This is a genomic window from Pseudomonas sp. Rh2, from assembly GCF_040762985.1.
In the GTDB taxonomy this organism is placed as follows: Bacteria; Pseudomonadota; Gammaproteobacteria; order Pseudomonadales; family Pseudomonadaceae; genus Aquipseudomonas; species Aquipseudomonas taiwanensis.
The window spans coordinates 749,671-772,769 of the sequence record NZ_CP142890.1 but is presented as its reverse complement, the minus strand read 5'-3'; the positions used below and the strand labels follow the sequence as shown (position 1 = coordinate 772,769).

At 63.1% G+C, this 23,099-nt stretch carries 19 protein-coding genes; 6 read left to right on the top strand and 13 right to left on the bottom strand.

The genetic code is table 11. The features are described 5' to 3' along the window. Positions 1-277 precede the first annotated feature (277 nt). Positions 278-2,119 (top strand): dihydroxy-acid dehydratase, encoded by a 1,842-nt coding sequence (gene ilvD, locus VXM67_RS03500; protein ID WP_023378176.1) that lies wholly within the window; start codon positions 278-280, stop codon positions 2,117-2,119. Between the two features lie 121 nt (positions 2,120-2,240). On the opposite strand, the gene VXM67_RS03495 is transcribed toward ilvD, so the two are convergent. Next, positions 2,241-3,296, bottom strand: coding sequence for a haloacid dehalogenase-like hydrolase (locus VXM67_RS03495; RefSeq protein ID WP_023378175.1), 1,056 nt, complete (start codon positions 3,294-3,296; stop codon positions 2,241-2,243). Between the two features lie 241 nt (positions 3,297-3,537). Here VXM67_RS03495 and VXM67_RS03490 point away from each other — a divergent pair, with 241 nt between their 5' ends. Beyond that, positions 3,538-4,929, top strand: coding sequence for an L-cystine transporter (locus tag VXM67_RS03490; protein WP_367237499.1), 1,392 nt, complete (start codon positions 3,538-3,540; stop codon positions 4,927-4,929). A gap of 100 nt (positions 4,930-5,029) precedes the next feature. On the opposite strand, the gene VXM67_RS03485 is transcribed toward VXM67_RS03490, so the two are convergent. Next, positions 5,030-5,548, bottom strand: a complete 519-nt coding sequence (locus VXM67_RS03485) for a dihydrofolate reductase (protein ID WP_023378173.1) — start codon at positions 5,546-5,548, stop codon at positions 5,030-5,032. 54 nt (positions 5,549-5,602) lie between these two features. Here VXM67_RS03485 and VXM67_RS03480 point away from each other — a divergent pair, with 54 nt between their 5' ends. Both VXM67_RS03480 and VXM67_RS03475 read left to right on the top strand, forming a co-directional pair. Further along, entirely contained in the window at positions 5,603-6,994 is a 1,392-nt protein-coding gene (locus VXM67_RS03480; RefSeq protein ID WP_367237498.1) for a DUF2868 domain-containing protein, read from the top strand. Beyond that, positions 6,987-8,351 carry a GTPase/DUF3482 domain-containing protein gene (locus VXM67_RS03475; RefSeq protein WP_023378171.1) on the top strand — a complete coding sequence of 455 codons (1,365 nt, stop codon included), beginning with the start codon at positions 6,987-6,989 and terminating at the stop codon, positions 8,349-8,351. The genes VXM67_RS03480 and VXM67_RS03475 overlap by 8 nt, the downstream gene beginning before the upstream one ends. Positions 8,352-8,458: 107 nt before the next feature. Here VXM67_RS03475 and VXM67_RS03470 read toward each other — a convergent pair whose 3' ends face one another. From VXM67_RS03470 to VXM67_RS03445, 6 genes are all read right to left on the bottom strand, one after another. Beyond that, positions 8,459-9,007 (bottom strand): phosphonate degradation HD-domain oxygenase, encoded by a 549-nt coding sequence (locus VXM67_RS03470; RefSeq protein WP_023378170.1) that lies wholly within the window; start codon positions 9,005-9,007, stop codon positions 8,459-8,461. 76 nt (positions 9,008-9,083) lie between these two features. Then, positions 9,084-10,109, bottom strand: coding sequence for a putative 2-aminoethylphosphonate ABC transporter substrate-binding protein (locus VXM67_RS03465; RefSeq protein ID WP_023378169.1), 1,026 nt, complete (start codon positions 10,107-10,109; stop codon positions 9,084-9,086). Between the two features lie 18 nt (positions 10,110-10,127). After that, a complete protein-coding gene (locus VXM67_RS03460; RefSeq protein ID WP_023378168.1) occupies positions 10,128-11,852 on the bottom strand; it encodes a putative 2-aminoethylphosphonate ABC transporter permease subunit in 1,725 nt (574 codons plus the stop codon). A gap of 1 nt (position 11,853) precedes the next feature. Next, complete coding sequence (locus VXM67_RS03455; protein WP_023378167.1) at positions 11,854-12,912, bottom strand: putative 2-aminoethylphosphonate ABC transporter ATP-binding protein; 1,059 nt, start codon at positions 12,910-12,912, stop codon at positions 11,854-11,856. Positions 12,913-13,036: 124 nt separating this feature from the next. Continuing rightward, on the bottom strand, positions 13,037-13,906 hold the full coding sequence (locus tag VXM67_RS03450) for a LysR family transcriptional regulator (protein ID WP_023378166.1): 870 nt from the start codon (positions 13,904-13,906) through the stop codon (positions 13,037-13,039). A 9-nt stretch (positions 13,907-13,915) separates the two neighbouring features. Then, positions 13,916-16,168: a heavy metal translocating P-type ATPase gene (locus VXM67_RS03445; protein WP_104882297.1), complete on the bottom strand. Its 2,253-nt coding sequence runs from the start codon at positions 16,166-16,168 to the stop codon at positions 13,916-13,918. An 83-nt stretch (positions 16,169-16,251) separates the two neighbouring features. Between VXM67_RS03445 and cadR the strand changes: the two genes are divergently transcribed. Continuing rightward, complete coding sequence (cadR, locus tag VXM67_RS03440; RefSeq protein WP_023378164.1) at positions 16,252-16,695, top strand: cadmium resistance transcriptional regulator CadR; 444 nt, start codon at positions 16,252-16,254, stop codon at positions 16,693-16,695. Positions 16,696-16,733: 38 nt separating this feature from the next. Here cadR and VXM67_RS03435 read toward each other — a convergent pair whose 3' ends face one another. Genes VXM67_RS03435 through VXM67_RS03425 form a run of 3 tightly spaced genes read right to left on the bottom strand, consistent with a single transcriptional unit; the run spans position 16,734 to position 19,362 of the window. Beyond that, positions 16,734-17,705 (bottom strand): thymidylate synthase, encoded by a 972-nt coding sequence (locus tag VXM67_RS03435; protein ID WP_023378163.1) that lies wholly within the window; start codon positions 17,703-17,705, stop codon positions 16,734-16,736. A 48-nt stretch (positions 17,706-17,753) separates the two neighbouring features. Next, complete coding sequence (gene lgt / locus VXM67_RS03430) at positions 17,754-18,563, bottom strand: prolipoprotein diacylglyceryl transferase (RefSeq protein WP_023378162.1); 810 nt, start codon at positions 18,561-18,563, stop codon at positions 17,754-17,756. 16 nt (positions 18,564-18,579) lie between these two features. Then, a complete protein-coding gene (locus tag VXM67_RS03425; protein ID WP_023378161.1) occupies positions 18,580-19,362 on the bottom strand; it encodes a sulfite exporter TauE/SafE family protein in 783 nt (260 codons plus the stop codon). A 130-nt stretch (positions 19,363-19,492) separates the two neighbouring features. On the opposite strand from VXM67_RS03425, the gene VXM67_RS03420 reads away from it, so the two are divergent. After that, complete coding sequence (locus VXM67_RS03420) at positions 19,493-20,239, top strand: NRDE family protein (protein WP_023378160.1); 747 nt, start codon at positions 19,493-19,495, stop codon at positions 20,237-20,239. A gap of 69 nt (positions 20,240-20,308) precedes the next feature. On the opposite strand, the gene ptsP is transcribed toward VXM67_RS03420, so the two are convergent. Both ptsP and VXM67_RS03410 read right to left on the bottom strand, forming a co-directional pair. Next, positions 20,309-22,582 carry a phosphoenolpyruvate--protein phosphotransferase gene (ptsP, locus tag VXM67_RS03415; protein ID WP_023378159.1) on the bottom strand — a complete coding sequence of 758 codons (2,274 nt, stop codon included), beginning with the start codon at positions 22,580-22,582 and terminating at the stop codon, positions 20,309-20,311. Between the two features lie 22 nt (positions 22,583-22,604). Continuing rightward, the gene (locus VXM67_RS03410) at positions 22,605-23,084 is read right to left on the bottom strand and encodes an RNA pyrophosphohydrolase (protein WP_003249017.1); all 480 of its coding nucleotides are present in this window, start codon (positions 23,082-23,084) and stop codon (positions 22,605-22,607) included. Positions 23,085-23,099 lie beyond the last annotated feature (15 nt).

Here is a 23,099-nt window from a genome sequence, read left to right as displayed (position 1 = left end):
CCCTCCGGAGGCATTTCAGAACGGTCCTACAAACGACCGGCCATTCGGTCAAAGTCACCGCCCAGACACATCGCCATTCCCTCGCGGCGCCAGCGGTGTAGAATCGACCTATTCATCGCCAGTCATCCCCGGCGGGTTTATGAGCTCTGGTCGAACATGCGGCGATCCCGCAGTGTCTTCGGCCTCATCCGTGCCAGTGGCAACCGGCCTGCGGCGCAAAGGACAAGAGAAGCTCACTCCCCTTTTTGTGACCTGATTCAGCCGCCAGGAGTGCTTCATGCCTGATTATCGTTCCAAGACATCCACCCAAGGCCGCAACATGGCCGGCGCCCGCGCCCTGTGGCGCGCCACCGGGATGAAAGACGAAGACTTCAAGAAACCGATCATCGCCATCGCCAACTCATTCACCCAGTTCGTCCCGGGCCATGTGCACCTGAAGGACCTGGGCCAGCTGGTCGCCCGCGAAATCGAGCGCGCCGGTGGCGTGGCCAAGGAGTTCAACACCATCGCGGTCGACGACGGCATCGCCATGGGCCACGACGGCATGCTGTACTCGCTGCCGAGCCGCGAGATCATCGCCGACGCCGTGGAGTACATGGTCAACGCCCACTGCGCCGATGCCATCGTGTGTATTTCCAACTGCGACAAGATCACCCCCGGCATGCTGATGGCCGCCCTGCGCCTCAACATCCCGGTGATCTTCGTCTCCGGCGGCCCAATGGAAGCCGGCAAGACCAAGCTCGCCAGCCACGGCCTGGACCTGGTCGACGCCATGGTCATCGCCGCCGACTCGTCGGCCAGCGACGAAAAAGTCGCCGAATATGAACGCAGCGCCTGTCCGACCTGCGGTTCCTGCTCCGGTATGTTCACCGCCAACTCAATGAACTGCCTGACCGAAGCCCTGGGCTTGGCCCTGCCGGGCAACGGTTCGACCCTGGCTACCCACTCCGACCGCGAACAGCTGTTCCTCACCGCTGGCCGCACCATCGTCGAGCTGTGCAAGCGTTACTACGGCGAGAACGATGATTCGGTACTGCCGCGCAACATCGCCAACTTCAAGGCGTTCGAGAACGCCATGATGCTGGACATCGCCATGGGGGGTTCGACCAACACCATCCTGCACTTGCTGGCCGCGGCCCAGGAGGCCGAAGTGGCCTTCGACCTGCGTGACATCGATCGCCTGTCCCGCAAGGTGCCGCAACTGTGCAAAGTGGCGCCGAACATCCAGAAGTACCACATGGAAGACGTCCACCGCGCTGGCGGCATCTTCAGCATCCTCGGTTCGCTGGCCCGTGGCGGCCTGCTGCACACCGACCTGCCGACCGTGCACAGCCGCAGCATGGAAGAAGCCATCGCCAAGTGGGACATCACCCAGACCGATGACGAAGCCGTGCACACCTTCTTCAAGGCAGGTCCGGCGGGCATTCCGACGCAGACCGCGTTCAGCCAGTCGACCCGCTGGGAAACCCTGGACGACGACCGCGCCGAAGGCTGCATCCGTAGCGTCGAGCACGCTTACTCGCAAGAAGGCGGCCTGGCCGTGCTGTACGGCAACATCGCCCTCGACGGCTGCGTGGTGAAGACTGCCGGTGTCGACGAGTCGATCCACGTGTTCGAAGGCACCGCGAAGATCTTCGAAAGCCAGGACAGCGCCGTTCGCGGCATCCTCGCCGACGAAGTGAAAGCCGGTGACGTCGTCATCATCCGCTACGAAGGCCCGAAAGGCGGCCCGGGCATGCAGGAAATGCTCTACCCGACTTCGTACCTGAAGTCCAAGGGCCTGGGCAAAGCCTGCGCCCTGCTCACCGACGGCCGCTTCTCTGGCGGTACCTCGGGCCTGTCGATCGGCCACGCCTCGCCAGAGGCGGCTGCCGGTGGTGCAATTGGCCTGGTGCGCGATGGCGACAAGATTCTGATCGACATCCCCAACCGTTCGATCAACCTGCTGGTCAGTGACCAAGAGCTGGCCGAGCGCCGCGTCGAGCAGGACAAGAAGGGTTGGAAGCCGGTCGAAGCGCGTCCCCGTAAGGTCACTACCGCACTGAAGGCCTATGCGTTGCTGGCGACCAGTGCCGACAAGGGTGCTGTGCGCAACAAAGCGATGCTCGAAGGGCTGTAAGGCTCTGCGGCAAAAAAACCGGCGCCTGGTGCGCCGGTTTTTTTTGCCTGCCAAGGCCTCGACATAGGGTGCGTCACCCGCTGTCGGCGCTGACTGGCCAGCGATGGAGTGGGTCTGCCCCTTACTGAATCTGCTCCGGCGTCACGATCACCCAGTTCTTGTCCGCCGTCACCGGCAGGCCTTCCTTGGCCTGCGCCGCCGCGTTCTTCGAGATCATCCCGTTGAGCTGGTCCATGTACTTGGCCTTGCGGTTTATCCACAGGTGGATTCCACCCTTGTTCACATCCACCCCATGGAACTGCATGTAGCCATCGCTCGTCGGGGTGTCGCCGCCCACCAGCACTGGCTTCTTCCACTGGTCGATATAGGTGAGAATCGCCGCCTGCTTGCCCGCCATCCAGGTGGCAGGGGTCCACAGGTAAGGCGTCAGTTCCAGGCCCTCGTTGGCCTTGGCATCGTATTTCCCCTCGGTAATCTGTTTGCGCGCGGTGGTCAGCTGGCCGTTTGCACGATCTTTGAGCAGCAGGCTCACGCCAATGACGTTCTCAGGCTTCACGTTGTAGCCGTACTTGGGGTCGGAAGCCACCATGCGTACCAGCTCTTCCGAGGCGGCCGAGATCACGTACACCTCGATACCGTTCTCCATCAACTTGTTGTACAGCTCGGTCTGCCCGGTGAACACCTTGGGCGGCTGTACCTCGATGGCTTTTACCTGGTCGCCTTCGAAATAGGTGCTGGGAATCGGCTTGCCCAAGGCCATCAGCTCATCGACCTGGACCTTCAGCTCTTTCAAGGTGAACCCCGAGAACACCTGCGCCACCCAGGGGTAGCAGACCATGTCGTCGATTTCGCACAAGCGGTAGTAGTAGCTGAACAAGCTTTCCTTGTGCTCGGCGGTGTCCTTGAACGGGATCAGCTTGAGGGAAGGGTCGAGCTTGTCGCGGGTGAGCAGCCCCTTGTTCTCCATGAACGGCAACAGCGACTCCTCAAGGTCGAAGCGGTAGCTGGTGTTGTCCATGTCGAACACCGCGTAATTACCCTTGTGGGCGTTGGCGGCAATCATCGAATCGAGCTGTTTGGCCGCCTCGGCCGGCCAATGCTTGAGCTCGGTGGCCCAGGTTTCGACACTGAATAACAAAGAAAGGCCGATGGCCAGAGCTTTCGGAGCGAACTTCATGTGCGGATCTCCTGAAATGACCGAAGAAAACTAGTTCAGGAAGCAACAAGACCCCAGGCCCACAACGACCTTCACACAGCTGCAAACGCCGTGTTGATTGCCACCAACGACACAGTGTTATTCCATTAGCGACTATCCAAATTACTTTTAGATATAAATTCGTTTGTTTTCAGGCTGTTAGCATTTCTGTTCGCAATCGCTCACAGAGGCGATGCCTCTTCTGCTTTTTCCTGGAGCTTCAATGAATCTGCCGCTGTTACTCAACCTGCTGGCATTCCTGGCCTTGTTGCTGGGCCTGGCACAAACCCGCCGCACCGACTGGAGCCTGGCGAAGAAAGTCTTGCTGGGGCTGGTGCTAGGCGTGGTCTTCGGCCTGGCGCTGCAAACTGTCTACGGTGCAGGTCACCCGGTTCTCAAAGCCACTCTGGGCTGGCTCGATCTGGTCGGCAACGGCTACGTTGGCTTGCTACAGATGATCGTCATGCCGCTGATCTTCGCCTCGATCCTCAGCGCAGTGGCTCGCCTGCACAATGCCTCTTCGCTGGGTCGCATCAGTGTGCTGAGCATCGGCACGCTGCTGCTGACCACGGCCATCGCAGCACTGATCGGTATCGCCCTGACCAACCTGTTCGGCCTTAGCGCCGAGGGCCTGGTAGCTGGCGCCCAAGAGAGCGCGCGCCTGCAAGCCATCCACAGCGACTATGCAGGCAAGGTCGCCGACCTCAACATCCCGCAGTTGCTGCTTTCGTTCATCCCCAGCAACCCGGTGGGCGACTTGGCCCGGGCCAAACCAACCTCGATCATCAGTGTGGTGATCTTCGCCGTGTTCGTCGGCCTTGCCGCGCTCGAGCTGATCAAGGACAACGCTGAAAAAGGCCAGCGCGCCCTGTCGGCCATCGACACCCTACAGGCTTGGGTAATGCGCCTGGTGCGCCTGGTAATGAAACTGACGCCCTACGGCGTATTGGCCCTGATGACCAAGGTAGTGGCGAGCTCCAACCTGGAGGACATCCTCAAGTTGGGCAGCTTCGTACTGGTGTCGTACATCGGCCTGGGCCTGATGTTCGTGGTCCACGGTATCATCCTTGCCATGACCGGCGTCAGCCCGCTGCGCTTCTTGCGCAAGGTCTGGCCGGTGCTCACCTTCGCCTTCACCAGCCGCTCCAGTGCAGCCAGCATCCCGCTCAACATCGAAGCGCAAACTCGCCGTTTGGGCGTACCGCAGTCGATCGCCAGCTTCAGCGCCTCGTTCGGTGCGACCATCGGCCAGAACGGCTGCGCCGGTCTCTATCCAGCGATGCTCGCGGTGATGGTGGCACCCGCCGTGGGCATCGACACCTTCGACCCCCTGTGGATCGCCACGCTGGTGGCCATCGTTACCTTGAGTTCGGCAGGCGTTGCCGGCGTCGGCGGCGGTGCGACCTTCGCGGCGCTGATCGTGCTGCCGGCCATGGGACTGCCAGTGGAGTTGGTGGCGCTGCTGATTTCGGTCGAGCCGCTGATCGACATGGGCCGCACGGCGCTGAACGTGAATGGCTCGATGACTGCTGGTGTGGTGACCAGTCAGCTACTCAAAGAGACCAACAAGGATGTGCTGGCAGGTGATCAGCATGCAGAGCTGAGTCACTCCTGAGCCGTTCATAGCGCTGATCGCCCGCGAACCGCCCCTACACCGCCATTGATGTAGGGGGGGTGTAGGCCATAGCCCCGTCACAAGACCGAAAGCCCAACCCTCAGGCCTTCTCCCAGACCTCGAAATGGTACGCCGGCCCCTGGCCCTCTGCGGGTTGCGGATCGCTCGAGCGCAGAGCCCACTGCGCCTTGTCGAACTCGGGGAACCACGCGTCCCCTTGCGGAGACAGCTCCACCCGGGTCAGGTACATCCGGCTGACCAGCCCCTTTTCGAGCGCCTGCCCATACAGCTGCGCCCCGCCGATCAGCATGAGCTCATCGACGCCCTGCTCACGCGCCCACTGCTCGGCACGGGCCAACGCCGCTTCCAGCGAAGCGAACACCTCGGCACCCGCCAACTGCAGGCCAGGTTGGCGGCTGACGACGATGTTCAAGCGCCCCGGCAGCGGCCGCCCCAGAGAATCCCAGGTCTTGCGCCCCATGATGATCGGCTTGCCCAGGGTGGTGGCCTTGAAATACTTGAAATCCCCCGGCAGATGCCAGGGCATGGAATTGTCGATGCCGATCACACGGTTCTCGGCGAGCGCCGCGATCAGGCTGAGGGGGAGTGAGGTAGTCATGCCGGCGAGGATAGCAAACCCGCCGTGGGTTATGCTTCTGCCCTGAACCGTGCAATGGAAGACCTTGTGACTGGACCGACCGAACTCGACAAGCGCTGGCTCACCGAAGCGGTGCGCCTGCGCGAGGAACACGCCGGCCCCCTGGAGGACCAGGAAGCCAACCGACACGCCCGCCAGCAAGGCGGCGACCTGGCGGTGCGCATCGAGCGCCGCGCCTTGTTCCTTGCCGAGCGCGATGGCATGACCGCTGCCTTGCACCACTGGAAGCAAGGCGCCCGCCTGGCGCTGCTGGCTCTGCTGCTGATGGCTGTATTCAGCGGCGCTGGCCTGGCGCTGGCGGCCTTGGGTGATGGCCAGCGGGCGGTGAATGTGTTCTGGGCGCTGGGCAGCCTGCTCGGGCTGAACCTGCTGATGTTGGTGGGCTGGGCTGTTGGCTTCACCCTGAGCGGTGAACATGGCGCCAGCCTTGGGCGCCTCTGGCTCTGGCTCAGTGAGCGCTTCGCTCGCGATGCCAAGGCCGCGCATCTGGCGCCCGCCCTGATGGTGCTGCTGCAACGCCAACGCCTGAATCGCTGGCTGCTTGGCCTGCTGGTGCACGGACTATGGCTGCTGGCAATGCTAAGCGCCTTGGGGATGCTGCTCGCCTTGCTCGCCACCCGACGCTATGGCTTCGTCTGGGAAACCACCTTGCTGGCCGCCGAGCCATTCATTCACCTGACCCAGGTACTGGGTGCCCTGCCCTCGCTTCTGGGCTTCGCCACGCCAGACGAAACCATGATTCGAGCCAGCGGCGACACACTACCGGCCCTGGAGGTCGCTCGTCAGGCCTGGGCCAGCTGGTTGCTAGGCGTGGTGCTGGTCTATGGCCTGCTCCCTCGGCTATTACTGGCCGGGCTTTGCCTGTGGCGTTGGCGCCAGGGTCGCGAACGCCTGACCCTAGACTTGAGTTTGCCAGGCTATGCGCAACTGCGCGAAGTGCTGATGCCTCGTAGCGAGCGTATCGGTGTGCAGGATGCTGCCCCCGACACCCTGCCGCACTTCGAAGCGGGCCACTCTCAGCGCGGCAATGGCGGCGCGCTGCTGGTAGGGCTGGAGCTCGATGACCAGCGCCCCTGGCCTCCCGTCTTGCCCAAGGCCGTCACCGATGCTGGCGTGCTCGACAGCCGCGAGTCGCGCAACCGCCTGCTCGAACAGTTGAGCCGTTTCCCCCCGGCCCGCCTGGCCGTCGCCTGCGACCCCCGCCGCTCGCCGGACCGCGGCAGCCTCGCCTTGCTTGCCGAGTTGGCACGCAATGCCGGGGCCACGCGCATCTGGCTGCTGCAAGCAGCACCGGGCGAGGGACTGGATGCCGAACGACTGGGCGACTGGCATGAAGCCCTGGATCGCCTGGGCCTGCCACACGCCGACACTTCGCCCCTGACCTGGCTGGAGCAAGGCCATGACTGAGCCATTGAAACTGGCCGTGGTAGGCCACACCAATGTGGGCAAGACCTCATTGCTGCGTACCCTCACCCGCGATGTCGGCTTCGGCGAAGTATCCCATCGACCGAGCACCACCCGCCACGTCGAAGGCGCACGCCTGTCCGTGGATGGCCAGCCGCTGCTTGAGCTCTACGACACCCCGGGCCTCGAAGATGCCATCGCCCTGCTCGACTACCTGGAGCGCCTGGAACGCCCCGGCGAGCGCCTCGACGGCCCGGCCCGACTGGAACGGTTTCTTCAGGGCAGCGAAGCGCGCCAGCGCTTCGAGCAGGAGGCCAAGGTCCTGCGTCAGTTGCTGGCCAGCAATGCCGGTCTGTACGTGATCGACGCCCGCGAACCGGTGCTGGCCAAGTACCGAGACGAACTGGAGGTGTTGGCCGGCTGTGGCAAGCCGCTTTTGCCCGTGCTCAACTTCGTCGCCAGCCACCAACACCGCGAACCGCAGTGGCGTGAAGCCCTGGCCCGACTGGGCCTGCACGCACTGGTGCGGTTCGATAGCGTGGCCCCGCCCGAAGACGGTGAACGCCGCTTGTACGAAAGCCTGGCCCTGTTGTTGGAGGAGGCCCGCCCAGCCTTGCAGCGCTTGATCGACGACCAGCAGGCACAGCGCCTGGCTCGCCAGCAAAGCGGCAAACGTCTGATCGCCGAACTGCTGTTGGACTGCGCCGCCTGCCGCCGCAGTGTCGCGGCCGAGCCGGCCGCCGAAGCCCGAGCCATAGAGGCGCTGCGACAAGATATACGTCAACGTGAACAGCGTTGCGTCGAAGCCTTGTTGAAGCTGTATGCCTTCCGCCGTGAGGATGCCCATGCGGGCGAACTTCCATTACTGGATGGCCGCTGGGGTGACGATCTGTTCAACCCCGAAACCTTGAAATTACTCGGTGTTCGCCTGGGCAGCGGCGTGGCTGCCGGCGCTGCAGCCGGTGCCGGAGTCGATTTGCTGGTTGGCGGCCTCACCCTGGGCGCGGCGGCATTGGCCGGGGCAATAGCCGGAGGCGCGCTACAGACCGCGCGCAACTATGGGTCGCGGTTGATGGGCAAGCTCAAGGGCAAGCGCGAGCTGACCGTGGACGACACGGTATTACGCTTGCTGGCCTTGCGTCAGCAGCAGTTGATGGTGGCGTTGGACAACCGCGGGCATGCCGCGCAAGACAGCATCCGCCTGGGTGAGCTGGATGAAAAGGCCTGGCGCGAGGGCAAGTTGCCAGAAGCCTTGAGCAAGGCGCGGGCGCACCCGCAATGGTCGACCCTCAATCCGGGGGCGAAGCTGAATCAGGCTGAACGGCAGGAACAGTTGGAGGCGCTGGTTTCGCAATTTTGAGAGGCGCCCTGGCCCCTCCGCGGGTAAACCCGCCCCTACAGTCAGGGGTTGCATTGAACCTGTAGGAACGGTTTACCCGCGAAGAGCCGAGCACAAGTGCCCATTCCTTAAAGCAGCGCCAGCGCCTTCTGCCTCAACACATGGAGGTCGATCACCGGCACTCCGACCTCCTTGGCCTTTTCGTCCCACTCCCGCATCCGTAGGCTCACGTCGAACAGCGGGTCCCGTTCGAACGCATCGGCTTGCGAGTCGCTCATCACGCCTCCCTGATATTCCAAGGTCCGCCGGCTCGCCTCGCTCAACCGCTGGTAATACCCCGGTTGCCGCAAGGTCAGGTAGCGCTTGGCCTCCACGTGAAACTGAACTAGCCGCGCCATGCGCTCGCTAAAGCCACAGCGGCGCAAATACTCGGCACCGATACGTTCGTGGCTAACCACCCCATAGCCGCCCATGCTGGCGTCACCGCCACACAGATGGCCGATGTCATGGAAGAACGCCGCCAGCACGACTTCATCGTCGAACCCTTCGGCCATGGCCAGTTGCGCAGCCTGGGACATGTGTTCGAGCTGGGTGATGGCTTCGCCGATGTAGTCGTCGCTGCCGTGCCGCTCATAAAGGGCGAAGGTGCTGTCCACGATCTGCGCTGGGGTGGGCATGACTGTTTTCTCCTGGCTTGATGGGTTGCTGGCCATTTCCCGGACAAAACCGCTGCGCCCGAGAAAGGGCAGGTGGTTACTGCTGGGCCACCTTTTCCGACTTGCCGTCATAGCGTTTGCGCCACTCGGCCAGAATCTGATCACGGTTCTTCGAAGCCCAGGCAAAGTCGTTCTTGATCAGGCGTTGTTCATAGTCCGCCGGCAACTCGGTCTGCGGCTTGGCGATGCCCGGCGCAGCCAGTACGGCGAAGTTTTCCTTGTACAGCTCCATGGCCGCTGGGCTTGCCGAGAAGTCAGCCAGACGCTTGGCCGCATCTGCCTTGGGCGTTCCCTTGATCACCGCCGTCGCCTCGATTTCCCAACCCAGGCCTTCCTTCGGCAACACGATGTCCAGCGGCGCACCCTGGCGCTTGAGCTGCACGGCCGGGTACTCGAACGAGATACCGATCGGGAACTCGCCTGCCGCCGCCAGCTTGCACGGCTTGGAACCGGAGTGGACGTACTGGCCGATGTTCTGGTGCAGCGCATCCATGTAGGCCCAGCCTTGCGGCTCGCCAAAGGTCTGCAACCAGGCACTCACGTCGAGGAAGCCGGTACCCGACGAAGCGGGGTTGGGCATGACGATCTTGCCCTTGTACTCCGGCTTGGTCAGGTCCTGCCAGCTCACCGGCTTGCTCAGGCCCTGCTTCTGGGCCTCGATGGTATTGAAGCAGATGGTCGCGGCCCACACGTCCATGCCCACCCAGGCAGGGGGGTTGGCGGCATCGCGGTAATTGGCGGCGATTTTGCCCAGGTCTTTCGGGGCGTAGGCTTCGAGCATGCCGTTCTGGTCGAGGATGGCCAGGCTGGACGCCGCCAGGCCCCATACCGCGTCGGCTTGCGGACGGTCTTTCTCGGCCAGCAGCTTGGCGGTAATGATGCCAGTGGAGTCCCGAACCCACTTGATCTCGATGTCCGGGTTGGCCCGTTCGAAGGCCTGCTTGTAGCTTTTGAGCTGTTCCGCCTCCAAGGCGGTGTAAACCATCAGCTGGGTACCCGCGGCCGAGGCCTGCAGGCTGAACATGGCGGAAACGGCTGCGGCAAGTGCAAGGTGCTTGTACATGGGTTGGGTCCTTACAGGTCAGGCGGTCGCGGCGCGTTGGCGCCAGGCTTGGGAGCGGCGCAGCAGGCCGCGTGAGGCTGTGGCCAGCAACAGTGAAGCGCTGGCACTGGTCAGCAGAATCAAGGTGGACATGGCGGCGGCACCCCCCACGTTGCCGGCGTCGTCCATGTTCAGCACGGCAACGGCGGCCAGGAGGGTATCGGGGCTATACAGGAAGATCGCGGCCGACACGGTAGTCATCGCCGAGACGAACAGGTAGCGGATGATGTCCAGCAGCGCCGGCAGGCAGATTGGCACGGTCACCCGCAGGAAGTGCTTGCACAGCGGCGCCTTCAACGACAGCGCAGCCGCCTCGAACTCACCGTCGAGCTGACGCAGGGCAGTGGTCGCGGTCATCTGCGCGGTGGTGAGGTAATGGGCAATGGTGCACACCACCAGTAACCCCATGCCGCCGTAAAACACATGCAGCGGGTTGCCATTGAGGTTGAAGAAGAATACGTAGCCCAGCCCCAGCACAAGTCCCGGCACGGCCATGGGAATGAAGCTGAGCAGGCGCAGCGCTTGGTTGAGCAGGCGTTGGCCCTGGGTCTTCTCCATCAGGTAGGCACCGGTGAAGATCACGACGCTGCCAATCAGCGCGGTGCAAATGGCCATGGTCACGCTATTGCGATAGGCCAGCCAGCCGCCACCGGCGGTGTCTTCGAACCTGTAGTGACGCAGCGACAGCGACAGGTTGTAGGGCCAGAAGGTGACCAGCGATGAGTACACTGCCATGCCGATCACCAGCAGCAATGCCGCACACACCAGCAGCACGATGGCCAGGCAGCAGGCATCGCGGCCACGCGACGGCTTGGGTTCGAATACCTGGGCACGGCCACTCATGGCCTGGCCCTGACGCCGGCGCAGCCAGGCATCGACGCTGAAGCTGAACAGGGCTGGTAGCAGCAGCACCATGCCGATCAGCGCGCCACGGCCAAACTGTTGCTGGCCGACCACGGCCTTGTAAGCCTCCAGCGCCAGCACCTGATAGTCGCCACCGACCACGACCGGTACGCCGAAGTCGGTGATGGTCAGGGTAAAGACCAGGCAGAACGCAGCGAACACAGCGTGGCGCGTGGCCGGCCAGGTGATGCTGGTAAATGCCCGGCACGGACCGGCGCCCATGCTCGAGGCGGCATCGAACAGGCGAGCATCGGCCAGCGACAATGCCGACAGCAGGATCATCAGCGCATGCGGGAAGGTGTAGATCGCCTCGCCCAGCACGATGCCCCAGAAACCATAGATGTTGTCGTCGAACAACCCGCGCAGCAGGCCCTGATTGCCAAACAGGTAGACCAATGCGATGGCTGGCAGCATCGACGGGGCCAGCAGCGGCAAGAGCGAAATCCCTCGCCACAGGCCTTTGCCCGGGATCAACGTGCGTTGCAAGGCGAAGGCAAACAGGTAGGCCAGCGGCACGACGATGACCGCGACGGTGAAGGCCACCGACAGGCTGTTGCCCAGCAACCAGTGGAAGTTGTCGCTGGCGAACAGTTCACGGGCCGCCAGCAAGCCACCGCCCTGACCCGCTTCACCACTGAAACCACGCCAGAAGATCGCCAGCAGCGGCATCAGCACGGCCAGCACCAGAAGGATCAGCAGCAGGCTCTTGCCGCCGACGACGAACAACCGGTCGCTCAGGGCGACGCCAGCACGCGGCGCGGCCTTGCCCTGGTTGAGCGGCAGGGACATTGGCACGGCCATCTCAGGCAAACACCTGCAGGCTCTGCGGTGGCAACGCCACCCAGATATCCTGCGAACCCAGGCGTGGCATCACCTCGGGCGTCAGTTCGGCCAGCAGGGCATGGCCTGGCAGCGCCTTGAGTTCGAAGCTCATGCGGCAGCGGTTACCGAGGAAGGTGATCTCGCGGACCCTGGCGGGGAACACGTTGTCTTCGTGTACCACTGGGTTCACCGTGATGGCCTCCGGGCGGCAGAACAGCCGGCCACTGCTGGCCTGGGCCGAACCTGGCGCCAGACGCATGTCCAGGCCGCCGACCAGGGCATGGCTGTCGTCGCGGCGTTGGAATGGCAGCCAGTTGCCCTGGCCGACGAACTCGGCGACGAACGGCGTGGCCGGCTGGTCGTAGATTTCCTGCGGGGTGGCGTACTGCTCGACCTGGCCGTTGTTCATCACCGCAATGCGGTCGGCCATCAGCATGGCTTCATCCTGGTTGTGTGTAACCATCAACGTGGTGATACCCAACTGGCGTTGCAGTTCGCGCAGTTCGGTGCACAGGTGCTCACGCACCCGGGCGTCCAGTGCCGACATCGGCTCGTCCAGCAGTAACAGCGATGGCGACGGCGCCAGTGCGCGGGCCAGGGCCACCCGTTGCTGCTGGCCACCGGAGAGCTGCCCGGGATACTTCTTCTCACTGCCAGAAAGGCCTACCAGATCGAGCATCTCGGCCACCCGCTGGCGGACCTGCTCGCGACCACTGCCAGCAAGGCCGTAAGCGATGTTGGCTTCGACGGTAAGGTTGGGGAACAGCGCGTAGGACTGGAACAGAATGCCGTAGTCTCGGGCCTGGGGTGGCAGCTCGGAGATATCGCGCTCGCCGACGTAAAGCGCACCACGGTCCTGACGCTCCAGCCCGGCGATGCAACGCAGCAGCGTCGTCTTGCCACAGCCGGATGGGCCAAGCAGGCACACCAGTTCGCCGGCGGTGATGTCCAGCGAAACATCGTTGAGCGCCGTGAAGGCACCGAAGCGCTTGTGGATGTTGCGCACTTTCAGTGGTGCGCCGGAGTTGGTGGGGGTCATGGCAGGGCCTCATCGAAGAGATGGGGCCATGCTAGGAATGCTGTGCGAAGGTTCTGTGGCTTTCAGGCAAAAGCCGGTGATAGTGGCATAGGCAGATTTTGTATCGACCGCTCCTGCAAGATCCTCAGAAGCGTGAACCGGCCACTTCCTGGGCTACACCAAGGAAGGCCGCTGGCAACCTGGCCTGGCGCCGCTCCTTGAGGCAGTACAGGTACTCGTGCATGACTGGCGCATCCTCCAGCGCCAGCACCCGCAGTTCCGGGTTGTGCGGCACCTCGTGGCGGGCAATCACACTGATGCCGATATTGCGCAGCACCGCCTCGCGTATCGACTCGCGGCTGCCGATTTCCAACAGTGCCCCGGCCTTCACCCCCGCCTCCTGCATCATCTGCTCGGTCAGTTTGCGGGTGGTCGAGCCTTTCTCGCGTACCAGCAGGCAATGCCCGGCCACCGCCTCGATCGATACCGTCTGGCGATGGGCCAACGGGTGGCTACGGTGCACCGCCACCACCAGCGGATCGCTCCCCAGGACCCGCCGAACCAGTCGCGGATCTTCTACCAGTTGCGACGATGCGGCGATGTCCACCCGGTAGTCCTCAAGCATTTCCAGTACCTGCTGCGAGTTACCGATCTCCACCGCGACTTCCACCTGCGGCAAGCGTTCGCGGTAGATCTTTACCAGGTCAAGAATGTAGAACGGCGCGGTCGCCGCGAGGCGCAAGCTGCCTTGGGCTTGGCCGCTGTTGCGCAGCTCGAACTCGATGTCGGCCTCCTGCTGCAGCAATGCCTTGACCATCGGCAGCAGGCGCACGCCCTCCTCGCTCAAAACCAGGCGCCGCCCGCCACGGTAGAACAACTCCACGGCGTACTGGCCTTCCAGGTTACGGATTTGCGTGGTGACCGTGGGCTGGCTGAGCCCAAGCTTCTTCGCCGCCAAGGTGATACTGCCCAGACGGGCCACCATGTAGAAGGCTTTCAGCTCCGAACTCAGCATGCATGTCCTCTATTTGCGCAACAGGCGCAAGCCGTTGAACACCACCAGCAGGCTCACGCCCATGTCGGCGAATACCGCCATCCACAGGGTGGCCATGCCGGCGAAGGTGATCGCCAGGAATATCGCCTTGATGCCTAATGCCAGAACGATGTTCTGCATGAGGATCGCCGCACTGTGGCGCGACAGCCTGACGAAGGCCGGGATTTTCCGCAAGTCATCGTCCATCAGTGCCACATCGGCAGTCTCGATGGCAGTGTCGGTACCGGCTGCCGCCATGGCAAAACCGATCTCGGCGCGGGCCAGGGCCGGGGCGTCGTTGATGCCGTCACCGACCATACCCACCCGATGACCCTGGGCGTACAGCGCTTCGATGGTTTTCAGCTTGTCGGCGGGCAGCAGGTTACCTTCGGCACGGTCTATCCCTACCACGGCGGCGATGGCTTGCGCGGTATGCGGATTGTCACCCGTGAGCATGACAGTCTTGATGCCCAACCCATGCAGCTCTTCGATGGCCTGGCGGCTGCTGTCCTTGACGGTGTCCGCCACGGCGAACAGCGCCAGCGGGCCAGAGCGGTCGAGTAGCAGGACCACGGTCTTGCCCTGGCGTTCCAGCGCATCCAGCTGGGATTCCAACTCGGGCGAACACAGCCCCAGCTCCTCTACCAGGCGGTGGTTGCCCAAGTGGTAGACCTCACCGGCAATGGTGCCTCGCACGCCACGCCCGGCCAGCGCGGCAAAATCATCCACCTCGCTCATGGCCAGGCCTTGCTCCTTGCCGTATTGGGCGATAGCGCGGGAAACCGGGTGGTCAGAGCGCTCGCCCAGGCTGGCGGCCAGGGCTTGTGCGCGGTCTTCGAACGTCGGTTCCAGCACCTTGACGTCGGTCTGCACCGGTTTGCCGTGGGTGATGGTGCCGGTCTTGTCCAGGGCCAGGAAATCCAGATGGCGTCCACCCTCCAGGTAAACGCCGCCCTTGATCAGGATGCCTTTGCGCGCGGCTGCCGCCAGGCCGCTGACGATGGTCACCGGGGTCGAGATGATCAGGGCGCACGGGCAGGCCACCACCAGCAGCACCAGGGCGCGGTAAACCCAGTCGAACCAGGCACCAGCCATGAGCAGCGGAGGGATGAGTGCCACAGCCAAGGCGATGGCAAACACTGCCGGCGTGTAGATACGCGAAAAACGGTCGACAAAACGCTGGGTAGGGGCGCGCGCGCCTTGCGCTTGCTCGACGGCCTTGATGATCCGCGCCAGGGTCGACTGCCCGGCAGCAGCAGTTACCCGGAACTCCAGCGCCCCCGCCTGGTTGATGGTGCCGGCGAACAGCTTGTCGCCCACGGTCTTTTCCACAGGCAGGCTTTCGCCGGTGATCGGTGCTTGATCGACACTGGATCGGCCGCTGGTCACTTCACCGTCCAGGCCGATGCGTTCACCGGGGCGTACCCGAACCCGCGCGCCAAGAGCCACCTCACGCACCGCCACCTCGCGCCACTGGCCATCCGCCTGCTGCACTGTTGCCATGTCCGGAGTCAGTTGCATCAACCCGCCAATGGCATTGCGCGCGCGGTCCAGCGAACGCGCTTCGATCAGCTCGGCGATGGTAAACAGCACCATCACCATGGCAGCTTCGGGCCACTGCCCGATCAGTACGGCGCCCGTCACCGCAATGCTCATCAACGCGTTGATGTTCAAGTTACGGTTTTTCAGGGCGATCCAGCCCTTCTTGTAAGTGCCCAGACCGCAGCCAAGAATGGCTGCCAGCGCCAATGCGGCTACTGCCCACTCCGGGGCCAGTGCGCCAAAGTGCACGATTTCGGCGGCGATCGCGGCAATACCTGACAATGCCAGAGGCCACCAGCGGATCTTGGCCGGTTGTGGCGTGGCTGGCGTGGCATCGTCCTGGGCAGCAATCGGCTCGGCCTTCATGCCCAGGCTGTCGATGGCCCGTTCGATGTCGGCTGTTGCACCCAACGTGTGGCGCACACCCAGCACGCGGTTGATCAGGTTGAATTCCAACTGCTCGATACCGGCCAGCTTGCCCAGTTTGTCCTGGATCAGCGTCTGCTCGGTCGGGCAGTCCATGGCCTCGATGCGAAAGCGGCTGAACTGCGCATCATCACTGGCCTTTTCGGTCAATTGCACGAACGCGGGCGCAGCACTGGCGCCGCAGCAGCTGTGAGCATGGGAATCGTGGCAGTGGCTATCGCCACCCTGGCCGTGGGCATGGTCGTGCGTGTGTTCGTGGCTGACAGGCTGGTTCATGAGGTCGTCCTTAAAATGCGCCTGTTGCCAAGTGAACACCCTGTAGCCACTATAGGGTCAAGCCACACGCTGGAGATTTCGTGATGAAGATCGGAGAACTGGCCAAAGCCACCGACTGCGCCGTGGAGACCATCCGCTATTACGAACGAGAGCACTTGCTGCCAGAGCCCGCTCGTACTGACGGCAACTACCGGCTGTACACCCAGGCGCATGTCGAGCGACTGACGTTCATCCGCAACTGCCGTACCTTGGACATGACCCTGGACGAGATCCGCAGCCTGCTAAGCCTTCGCGACAGCCCGGAAGGTTCTTGCGGCAGCGTCAATGCGCTGATCGATGAGCATATCGCGCATGTGCAGGCGCGAATCGATGGCCTGGTGGCGTTGCAAGAACAGTTGGTGGAACTGCGACAGCGCTGCAACGCACAGGGAAACGAATGCGCGATCTTGCAGCAACTGGAAGTGAACGGGGCGGTGTCGGTGCCAGAAACCGAGCATTCGCACGTGGGGCGCAGTCACGGGCACTAGAAGTGCCCGCGAAGAGGCCGGTGCAGACGATGGGGCCGTCAGACTGCCATCGGCGCCGTCATCGGCGCATGATGTTCATACCCTTCCAGCCAGAAATCACTCGGCTCGATCTTCTCCAACCACTCCGGCTCGTACTTGCCGGTCTCGGCGAACGCCGGCACGCGGTCGCTGATGACCAGTCTGGGTGCTTCCAGCGGCTCGCGCTTGAGCTGCTCGTTGAGCATGTCCAAGTGGTTCTCGTACACATGGGCATCACCAATGAAATAGGTGAACCAGCGCGGGGTATAACCGGTCAGGCGGCCGAACAACGACAGCAGGGCCGCGCCCTCGGTGAGGTTGAACGGCGTTCCCAGGCCCAGGTCATTGGAACGAATGTAGAGCGTCAGGGAAATTTCCTTGGTCTCGACATTGGGGTGGAACTGATACAGCAGATGGCACGGCGGCAGGGCCATTTCATCCAGCTGGGCGCAGTTCCAGCCATGGAACAAGATGCGACGGCTGCCCGGGTCGTTGGCGATGGTGTCCAGGCACTGACGCACCTGGTCGATGGCCTTGTACAGGATGACGAACGCCTGGCCCTCTTCCTCGTCCTGGGCGATCCTGCGAAAGCCCTGCTTTTCAGCCATCTCGATCGCTGCCGGGTTGCTCAGCGGAACGCGCTTGTAGCCCGGCCACTTGCGCCATTGCACGCCGTAGATCTCGCCGAGGTCGTCATGCCCCTGGCGGAATGGGTTGGCCAGCCACTGGGCGTTTTCGTTGGCGTTCTGGTCCCAGACCTTGCAGCCCAGCTCGCGGAACTCACCGGCGCTCTTCACGCCACGCAGGAAACCCACCATCTCGCCGATGGCCGACTTGAACGCCAGCTTGCGTGTGGTGATGGCCGGGAAGCCTTTCTGCAGGTCGAACTTGAGCATGGCGCCCGGCAGGCTGATGGTGCGAATACCGGTGCGGTTGCCTTGCAAGGTGCCGTTCTCGATGACGTCACGGACCAGATCTAGATACTGTTTCATGGCTTACCTGTAACAAGAACGGCAGGGGGATCGCCCCTGCCGTGAAAATCAAACGGTGGCCTTGGCCGTCGGTTTACGGTTGTAAGCCCACCAGATCAGGAAGATGCCGCCGGCGATCATCGGCACGCAAAGCAACTGGCCCATGGTCAACCAGCCGAAGGCGATGTAGCCAAGCTGGGCGTCGGGTACCCGCACGAACTCCACGATGAAACGGAAGATACCGTAGAACAGCGCGAACATGCCGGAAACGGCCATGGTCGGGCGCGGCTTGCGCGAGTACAGCCAGAGGATGACGAATAGTGCCACACCTTCGAGGGCGAACTGGTAAAGCTGCGACGGGTGACGCGGCAACTGGGCCGGGTCGCTGAACGGTGGGAACACCATCGCCCAAGGCAGATCGGTGGCCTTGCCCCACAGTTCGGCGTTGATGAAGTTGCCGATACGCCCGGCGCCCAAGCCAATCGGTACCAGCGGGGCGACGAAGTCCATCAGTTCGAAGAACGACTTGTTATTGCGCTTGCCGAACCACAGCGCCGCCAACATCACGCCAATGAAGCCACCATGGAACGACATGCCGCCCTTCCACACCTCGAAGATCAACGTCGGATTGGCCAGGTACTGGTGCAGGTCATAGAACAACACGTAGCCCAGGCGCCCGCCAACGATCACCCCCATCGACAACCAGAACACCAGGTCCGAGAGCTTTTCACGGCTCCAGGTGGGGTCGAAGCGGTTCAGACGGCGCGAAGCCAGCAGCCAGGCGCCGCCGATGCCGATCAGGTACATCAGGCCGTACCAGTGGATTTTCAGCGGCCCGATGGCCACGGCCACGGGGTCTATCTGCGGGTAAGGCAGCATGGAACTTCCTCTCGATTCAAATCAAAAAGCTGAGGCCGACGCAGAACAGCAGTGCTGCGAACAGGCGTTTCAACAAACGTGGCGAAAGCTTGTGCGCCAGACGCGCGCCGTAGCGGGCGAAAAACATGCTGGTGACGGCAATGCCGACCAGTGCCGGCAGGTACACGTAGCCCAGGCTATGGGCCGGCAAATGTTCCTCGCGCCAGCCCAGCCACATGAAGCTCAGGGCGCTGGCCACCGCAATCGGCAGACCACACGCCGAGGAGGTCGCCACTGCCTGTTGCATGGGCAGGCTGCGCCAGGTCAGGAACGGCACGGTCAGCGAACCGCCACCGATGCCGAAAATGGCCGAGGCCCAGCCGATCACACCGCCAGCACCGACCAATGCGGGCTTGCCGGGGATGCCACGGCTGGCCTTGGGTTTCAGGTCCAGGGCCATCTGTACGGCGACGATCAGGGCGAACACACCGATGATCTTCTGCAACTGCGGACCTTGGATGAGCGAAGCCGTCTTGGCACCGATACCGGCCCCGATGAGGATGCCGAGGGTCATCCAGGCAAAAATCGGCCATTGCACCGCGCCTTTACGCTGGTGCTCGAGCACGGCGTTGATCGATGTGAATACGATGGTCGCCAGTGAAGTGCCGACCGCCAGGTGGGTCAGCACCGAGGGGTCGAAGCCCTGCAGGGTGAAGCTGAACACCAGCACCGGCACGATGATGATGCCGCCGCCCACGCCGAACAGCCCGGCCAGCACGCCGGCGCACGCGCCCAACAGCAGATAGAGTACGAACTCCATTCGTCGCCCCCAAGAAAAACAATCCGGCATGGTAACGGAAGCCGGGCTCGGGGCTCTAGTGAAGTCTGTGACAGGATGGATCGACACGGCCGCAATGGGTAGAGTGGCTAAAAACACAGAGGCCCAACCGATGTGCCTGATCGTATTCGCCTGGCGGCCCGGACACCCCCTGCCGCTGATCGTCGCGGCCAACCGTGACGAATTCTATGCCCGTCCCGCACTGGCCCTGGCGGGCTGGGATGATGCGCCCGGCGTGTATGCCGGTCGCGACCTGGAGGCCGGGGGCACCTGGCTGGGCGTGGGACCCCAGGGGCGCTTCGCCGCGCTGACCAACATCCGCGACCCTAGCCAGCCGCTGGGGGCGCGCAGCCGGGGTGAACTGGTGGCGGCGTTTCTGCAGGGTGATCAGGGGCTCGAAGGGTATCTCGACCAAGTCGCCAGCCGCAGCGGGCAGTATTCGGGGTTCAACTTACTGGTCGGTGACGGTCAGCGACTGGGTTACCTGCATGCCCGCGAAGCAGAGCCCCGACTGCTGGCCCCCGGTGTGTATGGGCTGTCCAATGCCGGGCTGGATACGCCATGGCCGAAGCTGGTGAAGGCGCGAAACGGCCTGGAGGCGTTACTGGAATCAGCGGACCCACAACGCATGCTGGCGTTGCTGGCCGATGCCGAACCCGCGGCGGATGGCGAACTGCCTGAGACGGGTGTGGGACTGGCGACCGAGAAGTTGCTGTCGAGTGTGTTCATCGCCAGCCAGAGCTACGGAACACGCGCCAGTACGGTACTGATCGTGGACGATCATGGCAGAAGACGGCTGTTCGAGCGCAGTTTCGGCCCGTTTGGTGGGCATTTGGGGGAAGTTACCCTCGAAGTCTGATGCCTATCGCCAGCAAGCCAGGCCCCGAAGGCCGTTGGAACCGGCTAGCCGGCGATAGGGACACATCAATCAGAGCGCCTTGTTCGGGCCGATCATCCGCGCCAACCCAAGGTTCTTCAGCGCCAGCTGCAACGAGCTGTGGATAACCTGCGGGTTGTCATGACCCATGGCCTCGGTCAGCAGCTCCTTGGCCTTGCTCATGTTGATCTGGCGCAGCATCCACTTCACCTTCGGCAGGTTGGTAGCGTTCATCGACAGGCTGTCGAAGCCCATGGCCATCAACAGGATCGCCGCCGCCGGATCACCGGCCATCTCGCCACAGATACTCACTGGCTTGCCTTCGCCATGGGCGTCGCGCACCACGGTGTTCAACGCCTGCAACACCGCTGGGTGCAGGTAGTCGTAAAGGTCGGCGACACGCGGGTTGTTGCGATCGACCGCCAGCAGGTACTGGGTCAGGTCGTTGGAGCCCACCGACAGGAAGTCCACCTGCCGCGCCAGCTCCTTGGTCTGGTACACCGCAGCCGGGATCTCGACCATCACGCCGACCGGTGGCATCGGTACATCGGTGCCCTCGTCGCGGACCTCGCCCCAGGCCCGGTGGATCAGGTGCAGGGCTTCTTCGAGCTCATGAATGCCCGAGATCATCGGCAGCAGGATGCGCAGGTTGTTCAGGCCCTCGCTGGCCTTGAGCATGGCGCGGGTCTGAACCAGGAAGATCTCCGGGTGGTCGAGCGTGACGCGAATGCCGCGCCAGCCCAGGAACGGGTTCTCTTCCTTGATCGGAAAATATGAAAGGGCCTTGTCACCGCCGATGTCGAGGGTCCGCATGGTCACCGGCAGCGGATGGAACGCCGCCAACTGTTCGCGGTAGATCGCCAGCTGCTCTTTCTCGCTGGGGAAGCGCTGGTTGATCATGAATGGTACTTCGGTACGGTACAGCCCTACACCTTCGGCGCCGCGCTGCTGGGCACGGGCAACATCGGCGAGCAGACCAGTGTTGACCCACAACGGCATGCGGTGGCCATCGGGGGTCACGCAGGGCAGTTCGCGCAAAGCGTCAAGGCCCTGGGCGAGCTGGCGCTCTTCCTCCACCACATCGCTGTACTGCTTGCGCAGCACGTCGCTGGGGTTGGTGAACACCTCGCCTTTGTAGCCGTCGACGATCATTTCGATACCGTCGACCTTGGAATACGGCAGGTCGACCAGACCCATCACCGTCGGGATCCCCATGGCCCGAGCCAAGATCGCGACGTGGGAGTTGCCCGAGCCCAGTACCGACACCAACCCTACCAGCTTGCCCTCCGGCACCTCGCCGAGCATGGCCGGGGTCAGCTCTTCACTGACCAGGATGGTATTGTCGGCATAGACCAGCGATTGCGAGCGGGCCTCTTGCAGGTAAGCCAGCAGGCGTCGACCGAGGTCTTTGACGTCGGATGCGCGCTCGCGCAGGTAATCATCGTCCATCAGCTCGAAGCGGCTGACGTGCTCGCCGACCACCTGGCGCAGCGCGCCCTGAGCCCATTGGCCAGTCTTGATGACTTCGGTTACCTCACCGCCAAGGGCGGCGTCTTCGAGCATCATCAGGTAGACGTCGAACAACGCGCGCTCTTCCGGGCGCAGCTGCGTGGCCAGCTTGGCGGACAGCTTGCGCATGTCTTCGCGCACGCCTTCGAGCGCGTTCTGGAACAGATTGAGCTCGGCGTCGATATCGTCGACCGCCTTGTCGGGAACCACTTCGAGGTCAGCGGGCGGCAGCATGACCACGGCACGCCCGACTGCAGCGCCTGGCGAGCCCGGCACGCCGACGAAACGCGCTTCCTGGATACCCTTGCCCTGGCGCCCCAGCCCCCTGATCGAGCCTGTGGCCTCGGCATGGGCAATTACCCCGGCCAGTTGCGCGCTCATGGTGACCAGGAAGGCTTCTTCGCCCTCGTCGAACTGGCGGCGCTCCTTTTGCTGGATCACCAGCACCCCCACCACGCGGCGGTGGTGAATGATTGGCGCGCCAAGGAAGGAGGCGAATTTTTCCTCGCCGGTTTCGGCGAAGTAGCGGTAACGGGGGTGGTCGGCGGCGTTTTCCAGGTTCAGCGGCTCTTCGCGGGTGCCGACCAGGCCGACCAGACCTTCGTTGGGGGCCATGCTGACTTTGCCGATGGAGCGCTTGTTCAAGCCCTCGGTGGCCATCAGCACGAAACGGTTGGTTTCCGGGTCGAGCAGGTAGACCGAGCAGACCTGGCTGCCCATGGCCTCCTTGACGCGCAAGACAATGATACCCAACGCCGTCTTGAGATCTTTGGCGGAGTTCACTTCCTGGACGATCTTGCGCAGCGTATTGAGCATGGCTCGGGGTCGAACTCCGTCGTCAGTCGCGCGTCAGCAGACGCGGTGCTAGCTCTTTCAGGGCGCGTCGGTAGACCTCGCGCTTGAATGTCACCACCTGGCCCAGCGGGTACCAATAACTGACCCAGCGCCAGCCGTCGAACTCTGGCTTGCCGGTCAGGTCCATCCGCACCCGCTGTTCGTTACTCACCAGGCGCAGCAGGAACCACTTCTGCTTCTGGCCGATACACAACGGCTGGCTGTGGGTACGTACCAGGCGTTGGGGTAAACGATAACGCAACCAGCCACGGGTGCAGGCAAGAATTTCCACATCGTCGCGTTCAAGGCCAACTTCTTCGTTCAGCTCGCGGTACAGGGCATCTTCCGGCGTTTCATCAGGGTTGATACCGCCCTGGGGAAATTGCCAGGCATCCTGGTTGATCCGCCGAGCCCATAGCACCTGCCCGGCATCATTCGTGAGAATGATCCCGACGTTAGGGCGAAAACCATCCGGGTCGATCACGGCAGCAACCTCGCA

Bases quoted from the DNA above. Each gene is read 5' to 3' on its own strand.
- ilvD (WP_023378176.1), top strand. From the start codon at position 278: ATGCCTGATTATCGTTCCAAGACATCCACCCAAGGCCGCAACATGGCC.
- VXM67_RS03495 (WP_023378175.1), bottom strand. From the start codon at position 3,296: ATGAAGTTCGCTCCGAAAGCTCTGGCCATCGGCCTTTCTTTGTTATTC.
- VXM67_RS03490 (WP_367237499.1), top strand. From the start codon at position 3,538: ATGAATCTGCCGCTGTTACTCAACCTGCTGGCATTCCTGGCCTTGTTG.
- VXM67_RS03485 (WP_023378173.1), bottom strand. From the start codon at position 5,548: ATGACTACCTCACTCCCCCTCAGCCTGATCGCGGCGCTCGCCGAGAAC.
- VXM67_RS03480 (WP_367237498.1), top strand. From the start codon at position 5,603: ATGGAAGACCTTGTGACTGGACCGACCGAACTCGACAAGCGCTGGCTC.
- VXM67_RS03475 (WP_023378171.1), top strand. From the start codon at position 6,987: ATGACTGAGCCATTGAAACTGGCCGTGGTAGGCCACACCAATGTGGGC.
- VXM67_RS03470 (WP_023378170.1), bottom strand. From the start codon at position 9,007: ATGCCCACCCCAGCGCAGATCGTGGACAGCACCTTCGCCCTTTATGAG.
- VXM67_RS03465 (WP_023378169.1), bottom strand. From the start codon at position 10,109: ATGTACAAGCACCTTGCACTTGCCGCAGCCGTTTCCGCCATGTTCAGC.
- VXM67_RS03460 (WP_023378168.1), bottom strand. From the start codon at position 11,852: ATGGCCGTGCCAATGTCCCTGCCGCTCAACCAGGGCAAGGCCGCGCCG.
- VXM67_RS03455 (WP_023378167.1), bottom strand. From the start codon at position 12,912: ATGACCCCCACCAACTCCGGCGCACCACTGAAAGTGCGCAACATCCAC.
- VXM67_RS03450 (WP_023378166.1), bottom strand. From the start codon at position 13,906: ATGCTGAGTTCGGAGCTGAAAGCCTTCTACATGGTGGCCCGTCTGGGC.
- VXM67_RS03445 (WP_104882297.1), bottom strand. From the start codon at position 16,168: ATGAACCAGCCTGTCAGCCACGAACACACGCACGACCATGCCCACGGC.
- cadR (WP_023378164.1), top strand. From the start codon at position 16,252: ATGAAGATCGGAGAACTGGCCAAAGCCACCGACTGCGCCGTGGAGACC.
- VXM67_RS03435 (WP_023378163.1), bottom strand. From the start codon at position 17,705: ATGAAACAGTATCTAGATCTGGTCCGTGACGTCATCGAGAACGGCACC.
- lgt (WP_023378162.1), bottom strand. From the start codon at position 18,563: ATGCTGCCTTACCCGCAGATAGACCCCGTGGCCGTGGCCATCGGGCCG.
- VXM67_RS03425 (WP_023378161.1), bottom strand. From the start codon at position 19,362: ATGGAGTTCGTACTCTATCTGCTGTTGGGCGCGTGCGCCGGCGTGCTG.
- VXM67_RS03420 (WP_023378160.1), top strand. From the start codon at position 19,493: ATGTGCCTGATCGTATTCGCCTGGCGGCCCGGACACCCCCTGCCGCTG.
- ptsP (WP_023378159.1), bottom strand. From the start codon at position 22,582: ATGCTCAATACGCTGCGCAAGATCGTCCAGGAAGTGAACTCCGCCAAA.